This is a genomic window from Herpetosiphon giganteus, from assembly GCF_016907925.1.
Lineage (GTDB): Bacteria > Chloroflexota > Chloroflexia > Chloroflexales > Herpetosiphonaceae > Herpetosiphon > Herpetosiphon giganteus.
The window spans coordinates 13,712-33,155 of the sequence record NZ_JAFBCZ010000038.1 but is presented as its reverse complement, the minus strand read 5'-3'; the positions used below and the strand labels follow the sequence as shown (position 1 = coordinate 33,155).

The window sequence follows — 19,444 nt, the reverse complement described above, 5'->3', positions numbered from 1 at the left end:
CGATCCGAAGCAACATCTGTTAAGGAAGCACTATGCGTCGTGTTGTGATTACGGGAATGGGAATTGTTTCGCCGTTGGGTTGCGGAGTCGATGTCGTTTGGCAGCGCTTATTGGCGGGCCAATCGGGGATTGGGCCATTGCCAGAGCAGATTAGCGCAGGCTTGACCAGCACGATTGGCGGGGTTGTGCCAAGTTTGGCAGCTGATCCAGTGGCTGGCTTTGAGCCAAGCGCCATCGCCAATAGCAAAGAGCTCCGCAAAATGGATCGCTTTATCGTCTTGGGTTTGGCGGCAGCCGCTGAGGCCTTGCAGCAAGCGCAATGGCAGCCAGAAACCGAAGATGCTCAAGAGCGCACAGCAACCTTGATTGCTTCTTGCGTTGGCGGCTTTTCTACCATTACCCAAGCAGTGCGCACTTTAGATAGCAAAGGCCCACAGCGGCTCTCACCATTTACCGTCCCAGCCTTTTTGATCAATCTGGCAGCAGGTCATATTTCAATTCGCTATGGCTTTCGCGGCCCAATCGCTGCACCAGTCACCGCGTGCGCCGCCAGTTTGCAAGCAATCGGCGACGGCGCACGCCTAATTCATAGCGGCGAGGCCGATGTTGCGGTTTGTGGCGGCACCGAAGCAGCACTCGATCCGGTCAGTTTGGGTGGGTTTGCTGCTGCTCGCGCCTTGGCAACCGAATTCAACGCCAATCCAACCAGCGCCTCGCGTCCGTTTGATCAAGCGCGCGATGGCTTTGTAATGAGCGAAGGCGCAGGCGTATTGGTCTTGGAGGATTTAGAACATGCTTTAGCCCGTGGCGCAACGCCCTTGGTCGAAGTAGTGGGCTATGGCACAACCGCCGATGCCTATCACATCACCTCTGGCCCAGAAGATGGCTCAGGTGCAGCCCGAGCAATGCGTTTAGCATTACGTCAAGCTCAAATCTCACCCGAGCAAATTCAACATCTGAATGCGCATGCCACCTCGACCCAAGTTGGCGATCGCGGCGAGTTGGCAGCTATCAAGCACGTATTTGGCGAAAACTCCCGTTTAGCCGTGAGCGCCACCAAATCATCGACTGGTCACTTGCTTGGTGCTGCTGGCGCGGTCGAGGCAATTTTCACCGCCTTGGCGATTCGCGACCAAATTGCTCCCGCCACGCTCAACTTGGAAAATCCCGATCCAGCCAGCGAAGGCATTGATCTGGTTGCAAAAGAGCCACGGCCAATGCCCATCGAATATGCCTTATCCAACGGCTTCGGCTTTGGTGGAGTCAACGCCAGCGTAATCTTCAAACGTTGGCAAGGCTAGCACTATAAGGATGAAGGATGAAGGATGAGGGATGAAGAGGAGAAGGAGTTATTAATTCAGGAAGCTAATCCAATCCATCTGTGTAATCTGTGGCTAAAATCTTCTTCGCGCTCTTCGTGTTCTTCGTGGTTTCAGCCCTTCGTGGATCAATCAATTTAACGCAGAGGCGCAGAGCAATAAGGCTATGGGCTTTTGGCGCTTGGCTAAGGGAAATTAATAATCTGCGCTAATCTTTGTAATCTGTGGCTAAAATGTCCTTCGTGTGCTTCGTGCCCTTCGTGGATCAATTCGTTAACGCAGAGTAATAAGCAAATCAGAAAGCAAGCAAATGAACATTTATTCTTGGCATAGCGCATTGACTAACGACCTTTGCTTTGATCAAAATGACCAACAGCCCATTAGTAATTATTTTAATAGCTTTCCTATCGATCAGCACAAACTATTGCCAGAATATGCCCTAGAATACGCACCAGTCCATTTCTTAGAACAATTGCTTGAATTTCCAATCTCAATCAATGAGCAACTATTCCACTTCACCCAATTTGTTATTCGTGAGTATGGAGAAATTCCGCTGGAATGTCCGCATGGGCTGATCGTCTATCAATTAGTTGTTCAAGCCCAGCAATTTCCCCATGGCGAATGGCTACATGTTTTTGTTAATTATAATTATCAAATCGTTGGCCTGCGAATTGAGCTAAGCCAAAACACGCAATCATTAGCAGAGCAACCCAAAAGCCCCACTCATCGAATCAGAGTGGAGCCTTTGAATTGAGTAACTTAGATCGCTCGGCAGCAATTGTGGCCAGCATTCCTGGCCCCTAGCCCTGAACCCCGACCCTTCATTGCTACTGTAATTTCTTCTCCATTTGCGCTTGTGATTCGGTTGCGCGCCAGCAAGCCACAAAATGGCCGCCACCATAATCTTGGAATGGTGGATCTTCTGCTTTGCACTTTTCGATGACAATTGGGCAACGAGTATGGAAGTGACAGCCAGAAGGTGGATTAAGCGGGCTTGGCACATCGCCTTGCAAAATAATCCGCTGGCGTTGTTTCTCAATCTCAGGATCGGGAATCGGCACTGCTGAGAGCAACGCTTGCGTATAGGGGTGCATTGGGTTGGCATAAAGTTGCTTCGAAGGAGCCAACTCGACCATTTTGCCCAAATACATCACCGCTACTCGATCGCTGATGTGCTTCACCACGCTCAAGTTGTGGGCGATAAACAGATAGGTCAAGCCAAATTGGCCTTGCAAATCTTGCAACAGGTTGATAATTTGGGCTTGAATCGACACGTCGAGCGCTGAAACAGGCTCATCGCAGACGATAAAATCTGGTTCAACCGCCAAAGCGCGCGCAATCCCAATCCGTTGGCGCTGGCCGCCAGAGAATTCGTGCGGGTAACGGTTGATAAAGTACGGGTTGAGACCCACAACCCGCAGCAATTCCTCGACCCGCGTGCGCACCTCTTTGCCAGTGCGCAAATTGTGCACCCGAATTGGCTCGCCCACAATATCGCCCACGGTCATGCGTGGATTGAGCGAAGCATACGGATCTTGGAAAATAATCTGCACTTTGCGCCGCATCTGGCGCATAGACTCGCCATGAAGTTTGGTCAACTCTTTGCCATCGAAGTTGACCGTGCCAGCGGTTGGACGATGCAACTGCAAAATTGCCCGCCCAGTCGTCGATTTACCACAGCCTGATTCACCCACCAAGCCGAGGGTTTCACCGCGTTTAACTGAAAAGCTCAAGCCATCAACTGCTTTAACTGCCCCAACCGTGCGGCGTAATAAACCGTTGGATTTCACTGGGAAGTGCATTTTTAAGCCGTTAATATCGAGCAGATTCTCATTTTGTACTGCCATGTGGCCTTCCTCTGGTTCTACGATGCTTGTTCGTGGGCTAAAACATCCTCAAGTGCTGCATCCAAGACTGCTTGTTCTTCGGCAATTTTCTTTTCAGCCATCACTTGGCGCTGATCACGATCAATATCGAATAAGCAGGCCGCCGTGTGATCGGGTGCAACTTGGCGCAAACTTGGGGTTTCGATCCAGCATTGCTCTTGCACAAAATCGCAGCGTGGCGCAAATGGGCAGCGATTGGTCTTTTCCAACAAATCTGGTGGAAGCCCCGGGATTGGCGTAAGTCGGGTTTGAATTCCATCAAGCCGTGGAATCGAATCGAGCAAGCCAATGGTGTACGGCATGCGCGGATTGCGGAATAGCTCGTTGGTCGACGCTTGTTCGACCACGCGCCCTGCGTACATCACAATCACGCGGTCGGTCATGCCTGCCACAACCCCAAGATCGTGGGTAATGAAAATAATCGCTGTCCCCGTCTCGTTCTTGAGACGGTTAAGTAATTCGAGAATTTGCGCTTGAATAGTTACATCAAGTGCGGTCGTTGGTTCGTCGGCAATCAACAGCTCAGGGTTACAGGCCAAACCCATGGCGATCATCACCCGTTGGCGCATCCCGCCAGAAAATTGATGCGGAAAATCGTCAAGTCGTTTGTCGGGCGCTGGAATCCCAACCATTGAGAGCAAGTCAATGGCTCGATTGCGCGCCTGTTTGGCAGTCATCCCCATGTGCAATTGCAGCGATTCAGTCATCTGCTTGCCAATCCTTAGCACCGGATTGAGCGAAGTCATGGGGTCTTGGAAGATCATCGAAATCCGATTACCACGGATTTTGCGCATCTCCGACTCACTAAAATCGACCAGATTATCGCCATCGAACAAAATCTGGCCGCCGGCAATTTTGCCTGGAGGCGAGGGAATCAAGCGCATAATCGAAAGTGATGTAACGCTTTTGCCCGAGCCAGATTCGCCGACGATCCCGAGCGTTTCGCCGCGATTGACCGAAAATGAAACATTATTGACAGCATTGACCACGCCATCAGCGGTTTTAAATTGAACTTGTAGGTTTTTGACCTCAAGCAAAGGTGCTTCAGCCATATGTGCTCCTCATGATGTCGAGCAATTTGCCTTGATCTATTGACGGGGATCAAGTGCGTCGCGTAACCCATCGCCCAATGCCACAAAGGCAATCGTAATTGAAGCAATCGCAATCGCCGAGGCGATCAAAATCCATGGTTGCGAATCAATCGCCGACTTACCTTCCAAAATCATCTGGCCCCAGCTGGTAGGAAACGGATTATTTGGGTTGGTATCAGGCTGGATGCCAATCCCCAAAAAGCTGAGGGTTGCTTCGGTGACAATCGCGCTTGGCACAATAAACGCGCCTGCCACAATAATTGGGGCCAGCGTGTTGGGCAAAATGTGGCGGAACAAAATTGAGCCACGGCGAACGCCAACTGCCTCGGCGGCCTCAACAAATTCTTTTTCTTTTAATGAAAGCACTTGGCCACGCACCAAGCGCGAAACACTGGCCCAGTTGACTGCTGAGAACGATAAGAAAATCAACAGCAAGCCATTAAACGTCTTGCCAAATGCGGTCTGGCTGAAGGCCGTTTGCACAATAATAAAGAACAAAATATCGGGCAACGAAAAGATAATATCAGTGAAGCGCATCAGCAAACTATCAAGTTTGCCGCCCGCAAAGCCTGAAATCAAGCCAATCGTAATCCCAATCGTCAAGGTAAAGATCATGGGAATAAAGCCCACAACCATCGAAACCCGGGTTCCATAAATCAAACGACTAAGTACATCACCGCCAGCAGAATCGGTGCCGAGCGGAAACTTCCAAATCCCACTGCGTTTAGGATTTTTCTCATCAACAACCCACGCTGCTTGGCGATAAACGCCCCGTTCGCGTAATTCGGTTGTGGTTGGTCGGCCAGGCGAATGGGGTGCGATGACTGGGGCGAAAATTGCGACCAACGCCAGCAAAAACAAATAAATAATACTTGCCATTGCTAAACGATTGCGGCGCAAACGCATCCATGCATCGCTCCAAAGACTCCGAACAGGCCGCGTAAATTCTTGGGCTTGGGCAGGATTCGTCCCTGCCACATTCGATGCGGTTGCCATTGTTCGAGTCTCCTAGCTGTTACGAATCCGTGGATCAATCAAGCCATACGAAAGGTCAACCATAATATTGCCCAATGCAACCAGCAATGAGAAAAAGAGGGTCGAACCCATAATCATTGAATAATCGCGGCTTCCAATTGCCCCAATAAATTCACTGCCAATGCCTGGGACGCGGAAGACCGATTCGATAATAAACGAACCAGTAACCAAGCCAGCAACCGCAGGCCCCAGAATGGTGATCACCGGAATCAGGCTATTGCGCAGGATGTGGCGCAAAATCACCACCCGATCACCGAGACCTTTGGCCTTCGCGGTACGAATATAATCTTGGCGTTTAACTTCAAGCACACTACTACGGGTCAAGCGCGTAATATACGCCATTGTGCCAAGCCCCAAGATAATTGCTGGCGGGAAATACGACATACTAAAGCCTTCCCAGACCGAGGGATCTTTAATTGGCGCAATGCCAAAGACTTTGCTCATGACCAGCAGCAAGACCAAACCAGTCACAAAAGTTGGCACCGAGAAGCCAATGGTCGAGATAATCAAGCTAAAGTAATCGAAGATCGTATTTTGGCGCAAAGCACCGAGAATGCCTAAGGGAAAACCCACCACTAAGGCAAAAGTAAGCGAAATTAAGCCAAGCCGCAATGAAATCGGAAAGGTTTGTTTAATTTTATCTTGAACCGTTTCGGTGCCTTTTGAGGCATAGGTTGGCCCCAAATCACCTTGGACTGCGTTCAGCATATAGTTGCCAAATTGGCTATCGAACAAGCCACGAACTGCCGCGAATGGGCCATCAGCACTCATACGATTATTAAATTCGGCAGTATTGAGCCACGCAGGTTTATCTAAACCAAATTTACGATTAAGTAGGGCAATCGTTGACGGGGCAACTTCTTTCTCTTGATCGAATGGCCCACCTTTGGCCTGTTTCATCAGAAAAAAAGTGATTAATGCCACGAGAAACAACACCGGAATCATCGCCAAGACGCGACGAATTATAAAGCCAATCATGCCATGCCTCCATTGGCGCGAGAGCGAGCCGGGGTGTTGCCTCGCGAGCCTTGATTGCAATTTTTTAACAGGGTGCTTGCAAAAAATTTAAAGAGTGGGAGCTAGGTTTGGGTGGGGAGCAGCGCAGGCCAGCGCTACTCCCCAGAAGGTTAAATCAATTACTTGATTTCGATGCTGTATGAAGTCCATTGGCCAGGGAATTGATCATCAGCAGCGGTCTTTGAGAAGCCGCTTACGCGTGGGTTGATCACGTATTTATTCACCCGGTTGTACATCATAGCGGTTGGCAAGTCACCAACGATCAACTTTTGGGCAGCGGTGTAGGCTTCCAAACGGGTTGCGTCGTCGGTGCTGGTGTCGGCCTTGGTCAAGAATTCGTCAACCGCTGGGTTGCCGTAGCCTTGGCGTTGGGCAAAGGTGGCGTTGCTGTTCCAGAACACGCTCAACCAGTTTTGAGCATCGGGATAGTCTTGAATCCAACCACCCAATGACAATTGAGGATAGGTCGAGTTGTCTTTCTTAGCAGCGGTCAAATCTTTGCTTGGCAATGGCTGCAACTTAACTTCAACACCCAAGACTTCGCGGAAGGTGTTGGCCAAGAACTCGTGGCGAGCTTGGTTAGCGGTGTCGTTGCTGCTGTAAGCCATGGTGATTTCTGGCAATTTTTCAGCTGAGCCATAGGTTGATTCAGCCAAAGCTGCTTTGGCTTTTTCTGCGTCAAACGCAAAGCGATCTTCGGTTGCATCATAACCAGGAATCCCTTGAGGAATCCAGGTCAAGGTTGGCAAACAGTCGCCGTTGCGAATCACTTCGCAGAAGGTATCGCGATCGATCGCGTAGGCAAATGCTTCACGCACCTTAGGATCGTTGAATGGTTCCTTGGTGGTGTTGAATTGCAAACCGGTCGTGTTGGCACCTGGGTATGAAATGTACAATGGGCCAAGGTCAGCGTCGCTTTGGACGGCTGGAATTTGGCTTGGATCTGGAGCGAAGATATCAAGTTGGCCGGTGCGATATGCTTCCAAGGCAACTGATGAATCGTCGATGTAGATCATGCTGATGCCATCAAGTTTGGCTTTGTTCCAGTAATTTTCGTTCCGCACAAAGTCAATTTGTTGGTCTTCAGCAATCCGGCTGAATTGGAATGGGCCGTTGCCAACTTGAGCAGCAGGATCTTTCCACCAGTTTTCGCCACCTTTTTCGATCAACTCTTGCTTGGCTGGGTACATAACCCACAAGCCAGCAATCGTTGGCAAGTATGGTGCAGCTTGAACGGTTGAAATAACGATCGTGCTATCGTCTGGGGTGCTAACACCCAACGCAGCTTTAGCAGCATCGTACTTGGCGGTGTCGGTGATGGTCGTGCCAGCGAAATCAGCACAGCCAGTAATATCAAACAGAATTGATTGATATTCGCCAGCGGTCACTGGGTCACAGGTGCGTTGAATCGAATACGCGAAGTTCTTCGAGGTCAACGGCGAGCCATCGCTGTATTTGAGGTCAGGGCGCAAGGTGAAGGTAAATACGGTACCATCAGCGTTTGCTTCCCATTTCTCGGCGGCACCAGGTACGGTTTCCAGTTTGTCATTGAGGCGGGTTAGGCCTTCGTAGTTTTGCGACAGCAACACGATTTCGGCGCTGTACGAGCTTTTCTGTGGATCAAAGACATCTGGATAGGCAACTTGGTGAACGCGAAGAATGTTTCCGTCAGTTGCGGCTGGTGGAGTGGTTGCTTCTGCAGTTGCATCTGCGGTTGTTGCGGTTGCTTCAGCAACAGGCGCAGTTGTAGCAGTTGCTTCTGCACCAGTCGCAGTTGTAGCAGTTGCAGCGGCAGGTGCAGTCGTTGGAGTTGCATCCCCAGCGCCACAAGCGGCCAAGGTTGGTACGGTCAATACCATTAAGGCCAATAAGCGGGTCAAACGACGTTTGAGCATGAAGGCTATCTCCTTAATTCAACGAGTACGAAAACCAACACAACGATAATCCCTGATGTGTCACCCATCACCCCCTTTCAATAGGTTTGGCAAACACAGCCTAGGCTGGCAAAATGCTCCATGATGCACGTGATGAATTCATCACATAAAATAGCAAGTAAAAGCTTGAGCATGGTTGGCCACCAGGCCCGCCACCGCGCACGCGACGCTCATAACTTGGGGTCGATTTAAGTCGTTGAAGTAAGCTGACTTTTGGTGCTGCATGCGTTAATTCTTGCTGCAATGCATCACGAAAGAGCATGTCCACGGTAGTATCATCAAGATCGTTGTGAACTGGCATACGTAGCTTCCTAGCCTAATAGAGCAAAGAGTCGGTTAGGCCTACCAAGGTGGTGCTTGGTAGTTGGGCAAGTTGACGATGCAACAAGGCCTCAATTGCGGCGCTATGTTGCGGTTGCCCCCACAGCCTTAACAACAACTGGCGTGCCATCACAAATGAATAGGCAAACTGGGCGTTGTTAAGCACATCATATGGAATGAATAATCCGTGTCCCTCTATGGTAAAGCTATTTGCCACAGCCCGCAACATGGTACTGCGCCAAGTCTGGGTATAGGTCAAATTGCTTTGCCACAGAATCGCCATCAATTCGCTTGGTGGCTGCAAAATATCATCGAGATGCGGCCCAAGCAGCGTATGTAAGCGATCACTTGCTGCCTCATCACTGCGATACTGTTGATCAAGCAACAAGCGTTGCATGCCCACCGGAGCCATCCGTTGTTGGCGTTTAACTGTGCGAATGTTGCTTTGCAACCATTGTGGCTGCATATAGACACAGTTAATTTGGGCCAACAATGAGCTTTGATCGCGATCAACTGGATGTTCAGCATCCAGCGTGCCAGTAATAATTACATTACTCGGCAAGGCTGGCCATTTATGCGGCGGGTAGCCGCGCATCACCAAACGGGTAATCCCATCAGGATCACGACTCACATTCGCAAAGTAGGTATAAATATCGTGAGGCCGTAGGTTATCGAGACAGAGGAAGAACAATCGGCCAGCGTTGGCTGGCGCAGCAGCATTCTCCAATGTCTCGACAAACTTCATCCACCCAAACCGATCTTGTATTTCGCTCGCTTGCAGGCTGCTGCCAAGATTCACATAGGTATATTGATCATCAAAGGGCAGCACCAAAGCCTGGGCAAACAAGCGGGCCAGTTCAGTTTTGCCCTGCCCGCTTGGCCCAAACAACAAGACAAAGGGGCTAGTCTTGATTGCAATCAGATAATCAATCACCAACAAGGGCGGAATCGCATATCCGGCGGCATGACAATAGGTCAACACCTGTGCTATCAACCGATGTTCGTCGGCGATAAGATGGTGAAAGCCGGTGCCACGCTGCAAGCTGGTTGGTGGGGACATCCAGTCCCCTGATTGATCATGCATTTACTGAATCGTACTACCAAATGTAATCACTGATGAATCGCCGACGTTCAGGTGTTGGAATTCGCCTCTGATATGCGCGCCTTCACCGATGAGTGAGCCTTCTAAGGTTGATGATTGAATGGTGGCTCCTTGGTTGATAATCGAATCGCGGACAATCGAATCGACAATCACGCTATGGTCGGCAATCGAGACAAACGGCCCAATAATCGAGTTGCTAATCTCCACATGTTCGCCGATGAACACTGGTGGAACGATAATCGCGCCGTCGCGTTGTTCAACATTGCCAGTTTCATGTTGCAGCAAATAGCGATTGGTACGCAACAAGGCGGGAGCCGTGCCACAATCTTCCCACATGGTCGCAGTTTCAGCGCTGAATTTGGTGCCATTGCTAATCATCAATTGCAAGGCATCGGCCAGATAAAACTCACCTTTGGTTTGAATGTTCTTTTCAATCAAGACATCGATTGCTGCAAACAGGTCTTTTACTTCACGCACATAGTATGCGCCAATCAAAGCCAAGTTGGAAACAGGGGTGCTTGGTTTTTCCACCAGCTTGGTAATTACCCCATCTTCGAGCAATGCCACCCCGAACCGAGAAGGATCATCAACTTCGCTTACATAGATCACGCCGTCTGCGTCGGTTTGGTTCAAAACATTCAGGTTTGCTTCAAAAATCGTATCAACAAACAAAATCAGAGTTGGGCCAGAAACCATATCTTGGGCCAAGGCAATCGCATGGGCTTGGCCTTTAAGCTCAGTTTGCTCAACAAAATGGCTCTTGAAGTTATAGTTCTTGCGAACATATTCCTCAATTTGTGTACCCAAATACCCGGTAATAAACACCACGTCATCGATTGGTAGAACTTTGAGTTTGTCGAGCAAGTGGCCAATCACGGCCTTGCCCGCCACGGGAACCAACGGCTTTGGACGGGTATGTGTATGTGGTCGCAGGCGGGTTCCAAGACCAGCGGTAGGAATAATTACATTCATACTGCATTTTACGGTGATCAGCAGGCGTTAAACGCTGCTAGCCAACCGTACTCCCTTTCATTGATTTGCAGAATTTAGCGTTTGTTTTGGAATGCATGCACGCAGCTTGCTGCCGCGTGGAGTACAAACCCACGGTACACTGAGGACGCATTGAGTATATCAGGCAGCCTGATGATTGGCAAATATCCCAATCTTGCTAATCGAGCCTAGGCCATCGCCCAACCCACCGCACCAACATCCTTCAAGCGCTATGTCACCCTCTCGAGTGAGATCACAAGCCGCAAAACTAGCCCTTTCCTTCCACAGCGGCTACGGACCATTGAACCATGGCATGTATGCAAAAAATTGCATATACTTTTACTAATTAAACAACCGTCACTTATTAATCCACGTCTTTGGCGCAAGCATTCCATAACAAACCCTGCAATCGCCCACGAGTCCTACTGTAAATTAGCTAGTAAGGTTCGTTTGCTACAGTACATTTGGATACGAGCAGATCAGAAGGTACAATTTTAGGAGATACCCATATGCCAACCATCTTAGTTGTTGATGATATGCCTGACAACCGTCAGCTTTTAGGAATAATGCTCCAACGGTCTGGTTATACAACCGAGATGGCTCGTGATGGGGTCGAAGCCCTGGAAGCTATTCAAAAGAGCCAACCAGACCTTGTATTGCTTGATTTGAATTTGCCACGCATGGATGGCTGGACAGTCTGCCGGACGGTCAAAGCTAGCCCACACTTGGCTCATATCCCGATTGTAGCGTTAACTGCGAGTTGCAGCCCTGGCGAAGTCAAGCAATTGATGACCCCCGACTGGACTGATTATGTCAGCAAGCCCTTCGACGTTATGTCATTAATGGAGAAGGTCAAGCTTTGGCTCGCCGGTTCCAATCAATCCAAGCCATGGTATAGCTAAGTTCCAAGCGTCAATTAAATACACAAGCGGTAGTTGAAGCAATTCAACTACCGCTTTTTTGTTTCAGCGCTGCTTGGTTTAGGCCGACGGCGCTTGAATAAACTGCAACATGGCGTTCCACAAATCGCGCAGGTTGATTGGCTTGGAAACATAGCCATCACAGCCAGCAGCCAAGGCCTTTTCAGCGTCGCCCTTGAGTGCGTTGGCGGTTACGGCCACAATCGGAATCGTGGCGGTTATGGGGTTATCGCGCAAGCGGCGCGCCACTTCATAGCCATCAATATCCGGCAAGTTAATATCCAATAAAATAATGTGGGGCGTGTGTTCTAACGCCAGTTCAATCCCCGTCGAGCCATTGATCGCTTTGACCATCTGGCAGCCACGAGCAATTAACAGACGCTCCACCAACAACATATTATCAGGGTTATCTTCGATATATAAGACAACGGTTGTACTCATTGGTCCTCACTATCACGCTCTTTGTGTTCAATGACACTCACAACCTGTTCGACAAAGGCAACCGGTGAAAGTGAGCCCTTTTGATACACAGCACGGGTATGGGTGGCTAAATGATGGCGTTCATCGGGCGTAATATCCTTAGCGCTCACCACAATAATCGGAATATCACGGGTCTTGGGGTGCTGACGCAAAGTGCTCATCACCTGAAACCCATCCATGTTGGGCATCATTAAATCCATCACGATTGCATCGGGCAAGCGCTCAATTGCTTGGCGCACGCCATCAGCCCCATCGTTAGCCCGATAGACCCGATAGGCTTTGCGGCGCTCTAAGATTCGTTGCACCAATTCTGCATCGTCAGGATTATCATCAATCAACAACACCGTTGTTGCTTTTTCGTTCAATTGCTCAAGCGCCGCAAGCAAGCCTTCTTGGGGTGCTGATTGCTGCGTATCGCTCACATGCACATCGATGTGCCATTGATCATTCAGCACATGCTTATCGACCGGAAAGGTGTGTCCGGTACAATTTACCACAATTAGTTCTTCTGGGTTAACTTGGCCTTGGGCGACCATCTTTTGCAGGCCAGCAAATGCCACCGCCGTCGCTGGCTCGACCGAAATGCCTTCGGTACGGGCCAACAAGCGCATAGCACTAAACGCTTCCTCATCGGTCACTGCTTCCATCGTGCCGCCCGAAGTTTGGATGCGCTGCCAGAGCCGGGTATAAATTTTACCTGGATCGCCAGTCGAAAGAATCGCGATTCTGGTGTTTGGCACAACTTTTTCGGCCACCGATTTGCCAGCATGAAAGGCTTGGACCATCGGCGAGCAGCCATCAGCTTGAATAATGGCGGTTTGCGGCACCCGCTGGGTCAAGCCCATGGCATGCAATTCTGCAAAGCCATGATACACGCCTAACGGCCCTAGGCCGCCGCTCACCGCCTGAATATACCAATCGGGCGCTTGCCAGCCAAGTTGCTCGCAAATCTCGTAGCTAATCGTTTTCATGGCTTCGCGCGCAGGAATGCTATTGGCCCCACGGTCGTAGATAATATTGCGGTTTTGGGCAAAATCTGCGGCAATCTGCTTGGTTTGATCATAATTGCCACTCACTTTGATGACCTCGGCCCCAAACAAGGCCGCCTCGCGCAATTTGGCCTCTGGCACAACACTGGTCATAAAAACCCACAGCTTGATTCCTGCTGCTGCACAGGCCGCTGCATAAGCTACCGCTGCATTACCAGTCGAGGCAATCACGCATTCGCGAATGTTGTTGGCAACCAAGGCCGCCACCGCCACCGCCGCCTGCCGATCTTTAAACGAGTTGGTTGGACTATAGCGCTCATCTTTGATATACAAGCGGGGCAAGCCCAACAAACCGCCAAAGCGCTGGGCATGCACCAAGGGCGTGCCGCCAACATAGGTTGGCGAGCTTGGCGCAGGCACTGGCAAGACGCTGGCATAGCGCCATAACGTCTGGCCAGTCAGTTGTTGATTATTCACCAACTCGCGAAAATTCGCATAATCGTAATGAGTTTCAAGCCAATCGTTCGCGCATTGGGCACAGCTATTCGAGCTACGAAAGGTGTATGGCTGAATATGGCCACAGTTTTGGCAAACTAAATCTGTCATAACGCCCTTACCACCACGCGCTTATGCCTTGGCACAATGCGCATAACCATTACTCTACAGATATAGGCTGATTGGCTGGCGCTTCGTTAGGATCAACTTCATCTTCGCTGGCGTTGATTGGCAATTCAATTGTGAAGAGCGAGCCTTCACCAGGATTGCCAGTACTGACCATTGAAAGTTTGCCGCCGTGCATTTCTACCAAGTGGCGACTGATTGGTAAGCCTAAGCCCGTACCGCCCGCCTTACGGGTTGTCGAATTGTCAACCTGATGGAATTCCATGAAAATCGTGTCTTGATTATCCAACGGAATCCCGATGCCTGTATCTTGGATTTTAATCATACGGGTCGTTGGCGTTGTGTCAATGCCTATTATCACCGAACCTTGCTCGGTAAATTTCAAGGCATTGCCTACGATGTTCAATAATACTTGGCGAATGCGGAAACGGTCAGCATAGACTGGCAGTTTGAGCTGCGGTTCAATATCGACCTTCAGTTCCAGATGTTTCTGGGTGGCTAATGGCCCAACCGTGCTAGCAACTTCATGCAACACTTCAACCACATCGAAGGTTTCGCGGAACAAGGTCAGCTTGCCAGATTCGATCTTCGCCATATCCAAGATGTCGTTGATCAAGTTGAGCAAGTGGCGACCGTTACGATGAATAATGCTCAAGTCATTATGAATCAGGTCGTTGATTGGCCCGTTGATGCCTTCGAGAATAACCTCGGTAAAGCCAAGGATCGAGTTGAGCGGTGTGCGCAATTCGTGCGACATATTGGCCAAGAAGGCCGATTTGAGTTGGTCAAGCTCTTGCAAGCGCTGCATTGTGGCGGTTTGCTCCACGAACAAGCGCGCATTTTGCAAGGCGATGGCAATTTGGCTGGCCAAGGTTGTTTGAATCTTGCGGTCATCATCAGTAAAGATGTGGTCTTTGTCTGATTGAATATCGAGCACACCCAAGAGCATCGAGCCAGCGATCAGCGGCGTAGCCATTTCAGCGCGGGTTTCGGGCAAGAGTGGGTGCGGCAAGAAGCTTGGGTTTGAACGCACATCATTTTCAATAATTGAGCGGCGTGCCCGACCAGCTTGCGCCACCAGCGATTGCTCGCGATCTAGTGGAATTGTCCGCCCTTCCTTGACCATGGTGCGGCCAATTTCGCCAGCCCCGAAGGCCAACTCAAATTGTTGGTCATCAGGGTTGTACAAATAGATGTGAGCGTGGTAGAGACCGAAACGATGTTTGGTCAGATCAACCACCGTTTGCAGCAATTCTTCCACATTCAACAGACCAGCCGCCGAGGTACTCACCTGGGCCACGGTTTCGAGTTCGAGTGCGCGATATTCCACTTGGGTCAGCAGTTGTTCACGCTCGCGCTGAGCGTTGCGTTGTTCAGTCACATCTTGAATCAGCGAAAGCACGCCGGTCAATTGTTGGTTCTCGTCGAACATTGGCACTGAGGTTGAATCGACAGAAACCCGACTGCCATCAAAGCGCATCACATCAACCAACTCGTGGGTGACCTTTTTGCTGCTTAGGGCTTTGAACAAGCCAGTTTCATGCACTTCCAATTCTTTATCGGTGGATTCATGCAAGAACTTCGGTCGTGGCAAGTCTGCTTGGTCTAAGACCGCAGCGCCCATCTGGCCAGCTACGCCCAAGATTTCCATCGTCGAGCGGTTGATCAACTGGCTGACACCCTTGTTATTGACCACGTACACGCCAATCGGCATGTTATCGAGAATCGCTGTGAGCAAGCGTTCTTGTTCAATTGTTGCTTGCAACAAGCGTTCACGTTCTTGTTCGTTCAGCTTGCGGTCAGTAATATCTTGCAGCAAGGCAATGCCGCTAATAACTTGGCCTTCGTTGTTGAATACTGGTGCACCGCTGGCCAACACTGTGAAGCTGCGACCATCAGCGTGACGAATATCAAATTCAGCTTGGCCCCGCTCGCCATGTTGCAAAGCGCGGAACACAGGAATCATGTTGGGATCAAATGGGGTATCCGTCCCAGGAATGAAGAGTTTATAGGCATCACTAATCGATTCCAACTGCTCGGAATCAACGTCACCCAATGGTTGCCCGACAATTAATTCAGCGCTTTGATTGCGCAATTGCATTTCGAACTGCGCGTTATAGACCACTACACCCACCGGCAAGGCTTCGAGAATCCCTTGCAGCGTTCGGCGTTGGCGGTCAATTTCGAGCAAGGTTTGTTCACGTTCTTGTTCGTCGCGCTTACGGTCGGTAATGTTACGACCAACGCTCATAATCAAATCTGGGCTGTTGGTTTGATCATCAAGAATTGGCAGCAACTGGAAGTCGAACCAGGTTTCCTCGCCACTCAAGGTAAACATTGACTCACGAGTAAGGCTCTGACCAGTATTGAAAATAATTTCTGCATCTTCGCGGCGCGCTTCAACCGTTGATGGCAAGAAAATTTGCTCATCAAGCAAGCCAACCAAGTCATCAGGTTTCTTGTCAAAAATCCCAGCCGCAAAATCGTTGATATATTGCAAGCGATTTTCGCGGTCGAAGATGAAGACCAAATCGCGTGATGATTCAGCCAGCGAGCGATAACGGGTTTCACTATCACGCAAGGCTTGTTGTTGTTGCTTGGCCGTGCTAATGTCATTGGCGATTTTAAGGTAGCCAGTTACTTCGCCTTGGCGGTCACGCAACGCCGTAATCGACAGCAAGACGGGGAAGCGCCGACCATCACGGGCCACATACGTCCATTCAGTGTTTGATGGCCGTCCGCGCTGGGCATCATAGACCAAGGCATCGTGGTTGCTCAAGGTCATGCCTGTTTGCTTACGCAATTGATTGGTAAATTGCTCAACTTCTCCAGGATCATTGGCTAAGTCAAGCAGATTCTGGCCAATAACTTCGTGAGCCTCATAACCAAGCATTTGCTCGGCAGTGCGGTTGAACGAGGTAATTTTGCCATCGAGCGAGGTTGCAATAATCATATAGTTGGCGCTATCAAGCATGGTTTGCTGGAAGCCTAAGGATTCTTGCAAGGCTTGTTGGGCCTCAACCCGCTCGCTAACATCTTGTTGAACGCCGATAAAGTTGATCAACTCGCCGTTTTCATCAAAGACTGGGTTGATGTCGAGTTCGTTCCAGAACAACGTGCCATCTTTGCGATAGTTGCGCAACAACACACGCGTAGCGCGTTTTTCACGAATGGCATGACGTAATTCGCGCAAGCCTTGTTGGTCGCTATCATCGCCTTGCAAGAAACGGCAATTTTTGCCAAGCACATCTTCAGGCGTATAGCCAGTAATCCGCTCGAAGGCTGGGTTGACATACACCACTGGCATATCAAACTGATAGGGATCAACAATTACAATCCCGTCATTACTAGCGGTGATTGCGCGTTCACGAATCCGCAGCAGTTCTTGAGTGCGATTGATTTCTTCGAACGATTGGGCATTTTCCAACCCAACCGCCACTTGGGCTGCAATCGATTGAAGCAAGGTTGCGTCATCGTTGGTCAACGAATTGACTTCAGCATTTTGTACGTCCAACACGCCGAGCACTTCATCGCCCAGCATAATTGGCACAGCAATTTCAGCCTTCGTTTCGGGTAGCAATGGGTTTGCCAACCAGCCTGCTTCTTTGCTCACGTCGGGAATCAACACCACATCTTTGGTGCTGGCGGCGCGTCCAACCAAACCACGACCTTGCGGAATGCGGTGATTGCGGGCCAACAACGTGCGACCTGCTTGCCCCGTACCACCCATCATCACAAAATCATTGGTTTGTTGATCAACCAAGTAGATGTGAGCGTGATAGTAGTTGAAGGTATTTTTGAGCTGCTCAACCACTTCCAACACCAATTGGTTGGGATTCAAAATCGTTGAGAGGCGGCGGCTGACCTCGTTGGAGGTTTCCAAGGCGATTGTGCGTTGTTGCAAGCCTTGCAGCGTTTGGGCCAACTGCTCCGACATACTATTAAAGGTTGTCGTGAGCTGGCCAATTTCGTCTTGCGAGGTTACTGGCGCACGGGTTGATAAGTCGCCAGCGCGGAAGCGCTCCACAAAAGCGGTCAAACGTTCAATTGGCGTGGTCAGAATGCGCGCTGCAAAGACAGCGATCATACTAATCCCAACCAAAAGCACCAACACAATCAAGGTTGTCGAACGCTCAGATTGCCGAATTGGCGCTAAGAAGGTCGATTCGCTTTGGTGATAGAGAATCCGCCATTGCACGGTTTTGGTCGCTGTGTAGGCATAAATATCGTTGCCTTCAGGATCAGGATCGCCTGGTTTTTGCTCTTCAGCAACCGAGCTTGGAATCGTGATCACTTGACCAGTACTTTGGGGATCGAGCACCACGCCCTTGATTGCATTAATCAAGGCTGGATATGGCACAAGCAGGTTGGATGCATTGATATTTTGCAAGCGCCGTTCGTCTTGCAAGCGTTTAATTTCATCTGGTTGCAAGCTATCGGCAATTTTATACAAAAGGGTTAATTCGCTGCCTTGGGCGATGCGCATGCCATATTCATCAAGCACAACCCCGAATGAGTTTTGCCCAGCGCGGTCGTTGCTGCGCGCAACCAGCGATTGAATAATGCTGGCGCTGTAGCGAATCCGCAAAACGCCGATAATTTCTTGGCTTTGCGGGTTACGCACCGGCGTACTGAAATAAATTGAAGGCAAATTATCATTGCCGAAGGTAACTGGCGAAATAATGCTTTGGCCAGTGCGAATCGCATTTTGATAATACGACAGGCCTGAATCGTTGACCCCAACGTTGGTTGGCACGGTATCGACCAAGACAATGCCGCGATTATTCAGCAACGCAACCGAGAGCGTATCGTTATTTTCGGTGGTAACTGCGCGGAACAAGTTACGGGTATCGCGATCTTGGTCGGGAACCAAGGTGTTTTGTTCGGCGGCCAGCAAATATTCGCTGAGTTCAGGAATCCGCGAGAGTGCGCTGACGCGGTTGATATTCCGATTGACAAAATCGTCAATTTCGTTGGCAATATTGGTCGCGTTGACCAAAATCAGGCTATTGGCTTGGTTGGTCAGCGACGTTCTGGTTGAGCGCAGGGTAATAAACGAAATAACCGCAATTGGCAGCGTTGTTACCAGCACAAACGAGATCAGAATTTTATTGCGAATTGAGAGCGTGCCAAATTCGCGAAAGACAAAGAAAATCAAGATTAATATGGCTGCGATAGCCATCACAGGCATATAAATTTCTTGATTGCCCGAAACCCGAACCTCTTGAATATTGAGGAAGGTTTTGAGCAAGGTTGCAATCACGCCAAGGCTAATAATCCCCAAGATAACTGGGAAAATATGGCGTTCGGGGAGGGTTTGGATCGAGATAACCAGCACAAAGAAGACATTTAAAATCGAGAGCATAAAGCCAAACTCAGCAATAAAGAGCTGGCTCGGAAAGGTGGCAACCGCAATCGCGATAATTAAACTATAGGCCCCAGCGATCAGCCAGCCTTGTCGGGCGGAGATCGTTGCACACAAGCCACCGATTGTTGCCACAACAATGCTGATCAGGCTCATGTAATTTTGCCACGATGGCACGCGCACTGCTTCTAAGCCATAGGGAATTGCCATGATGAAGCCAACAATCATGGTAAAAATACCAAAGCGAAGAATGCGCTTGAGCCGAATGTTATTCAATGTGCTATGCGAGATTCCACTAGCCATAACCCTACCTCGTATACTGTGCCAAATTTGCGCTTGGGAACAATGCTGCCAACCGTTGTTGCAGGTTAACC

At 49.9% G+C, this 19,444-nt stretch carries 14 protein-coding genes; 3 read left to right on the top strand and 11 right to left on the bottom strand.

The window, feature by feature from the left end; translation table 11 throughout:
* The first annotated feature begins 32 nt into the window (after positions 1-32).
* Together fabF and JOD20_RS23420 are read left to right on the top strand one after the other, a co-directional pair.
* Positions 33-1,301 (top strand): beta-ketoacyl-ACP synthase II, encoded by a 1,269-nt coding sequence (gene fabF / locus JOD20_RS23425; RefSeq protein ID WP_204757599.1) that lies wholly within the window; start codon positions 33-35, stop codon positions 1,299-1,301.
* Positions 1,302-1,629: 328 nt separating this feature from the next.
* Positions 1,630-2,073, top strand: a complete 444-nt coding sequence (locus JOD20_RS23420) for a hypothetical protein (protein ID WP_204757598.1) — start codon at positions 1,630-1,632, stop codon at positions 2,071-2,073.
* Between the two features lie 73 nt (positions 2,074-2,146).
* Here JOD20_RS23420 and JOD20_RS23415 read toward each other — a convergent pair whose 3' ends face one another.
* From JOD20_RS23415 to JOD20_RS23380, 8 genes are all read right to left on the bottom strand, one after another.
* The gene (locus JOD20_RS23415; protein WP_204757597.1) at positions 2,147-3,166 is read right to left on the bottom strand and encodes an ABC transporter ATP-binding protein; all 1,020 of its coding nucleotides are present in this window, start codon (positions 3,164-3,166) and stop codon (positions 2,147-2,149) included.
* Between the two features lie 17 nt (positions 3,167-3,183).
* The gene (locus tag JOD20_RS23410) at positions 3,184-4,257 is read right to left on the bottom strand and encodes an ABC transporter ATP-binding protein (RefSeq protein ID WP_054533764.1); all 1,074 of its coding nucleotides are present in this window, start codon (positions 4,255-4,257) and stop codon (positions 3,184-3,186) included.
* Positions 4,258-4,293: 36 nt separating this feature from the next.
* Positions 4,294-5,292 carry an ABC transporter permease gene (locus JOD20_RS23405; protein ID WP_204757596.1) on the bottom strand — a complete coding sequence of 333 codons (999 nt, stop codon included), beginning with the start codon at positions 5,290-5,292 and terminating at the stop codon, positions 4,294-4,296.
* Positions 5,293-5,304: 12 nt separating this feature from the next.
* Positions 5,305-6,309: an ABC transporter permease gene (locus JOD20_RS23400; RefSeq protein WP_204757595.1), complete on the bottom strand. Its 1,005-nt coding sequence runs from the start codon at positions 6,307-6,309 to the stop codon at positions 5,305-5,307.
* Between the two features lie 158 nt (positions 6,310-6,467).
* Positions 6,468-8,243, bottom strand: coding sequence for a peptide ABC transporter substrate-binding protein (locus JOD20_RS23395; RefSeq protein WP_204757594.1), 1,776 nt, complete (start codon positions 8,241-8,243; stop codon positions 6,468-6,470).
* Between the two features lie 100 nt (positions 8,244-8,343).
* Positions 8,344-8,583, bottom strand: a complete 240-nt coding sequence (locus JOD20_RS23390; protein ID WP_204757593.1) for a hypothetical protein — start codon at positions 8,581-8,583, stop codon at positions 8,344-8,346.
* A 15-nt stretch (positions 8,584-8,598) separates the two neighbouring features.
* Positions 8,599-9,663: an AAA family ATPase gene (locus tag JOD20_RS23385; protein ID WP_204757592.1), complete on the bottom strand. Its 1,065-nt coding sequence runs from the start codon at positions 9,661-9,663 to the stop codon at positions 8,599-8,601.
* Positions 9,664-9,687: 24 nt separating this feature from the next.
* On the bottom strand, positions 9,688-10,677 hold the full coding sequence (locus JOD20_RS23380) for a sugar phosphate nucleotidyltransferase (RefSeq protein ID WP_204757591.1): 990 nt from the start codon (positions 10,675-10,677) through the stop codon (positions 9,688-9,690).
* A 527-nt stretch (positions 10,678-11,204) separates the two neighbouring features.
* Between JOD20_RS23380 and JOD20_RS23375 the strand changes: the two genes are divergently transcribed.
* The gene (locus JOD20_RS23375; RefSeq protein ID WP_054533757.1) at positions 11,205-11,597 is read left to right on the top strand and encodes a response regulator; all 393 of its coding nucleotides are present in this window, start codon (positions 11,205-11,207) and stop codon (positions 11,595-11,597) included.
* 78 nt (positions 11,598-11,675) lie between these two features.
* Here the strand turns inward: JOD20_RS23375 and JOD20_RS23370 are convergent, their stop codons facing one another.
* From JOD20_RS23370 to JOD20_RS23360, 3 genes are read right to left on the bottom strand one after another with little or no spacing between them, the layout of a single operon-like run.
* Positions 11,676-12,056, bottom strand: a complete 381-nt coding sequence (locus JOD20_RS23370) for a response regulator (RefSeq protein ID WP_204757590.1) — start codon at positions 12,054-12,056, stop codon at positions 11,676-11,678.
* Positions 12,053-13,690: a threonine synthase gene (gene thrC, locus JOD20_RS23365; protein WP_204757589.1), complete on the bottom strand. Its 1,638-nt coding sequence runs from the start codon at positions 13,688-13,690 to the stop codon at positions 12,053-12,055. The genes JOD20_RS23370 and thrC overlap by 4 nt, the downstream gene beginning before the upstream one ends.
* 49 nt (positions 13,691-13,739) lie before the next feature.
* On the bottom strand, positions 13,740-19,373 hold the full coding sequence (locus tag JOD20_RS23360; protein ID WP_204757588.1) for a PAS domain S-box protein: 5,634 nt from the start codon (positions 19,371-19,373) through the stop codon (positions 13,740-13,742).
* Positions 19,374-19,444 lie beyond the last annotated feature (71 nt).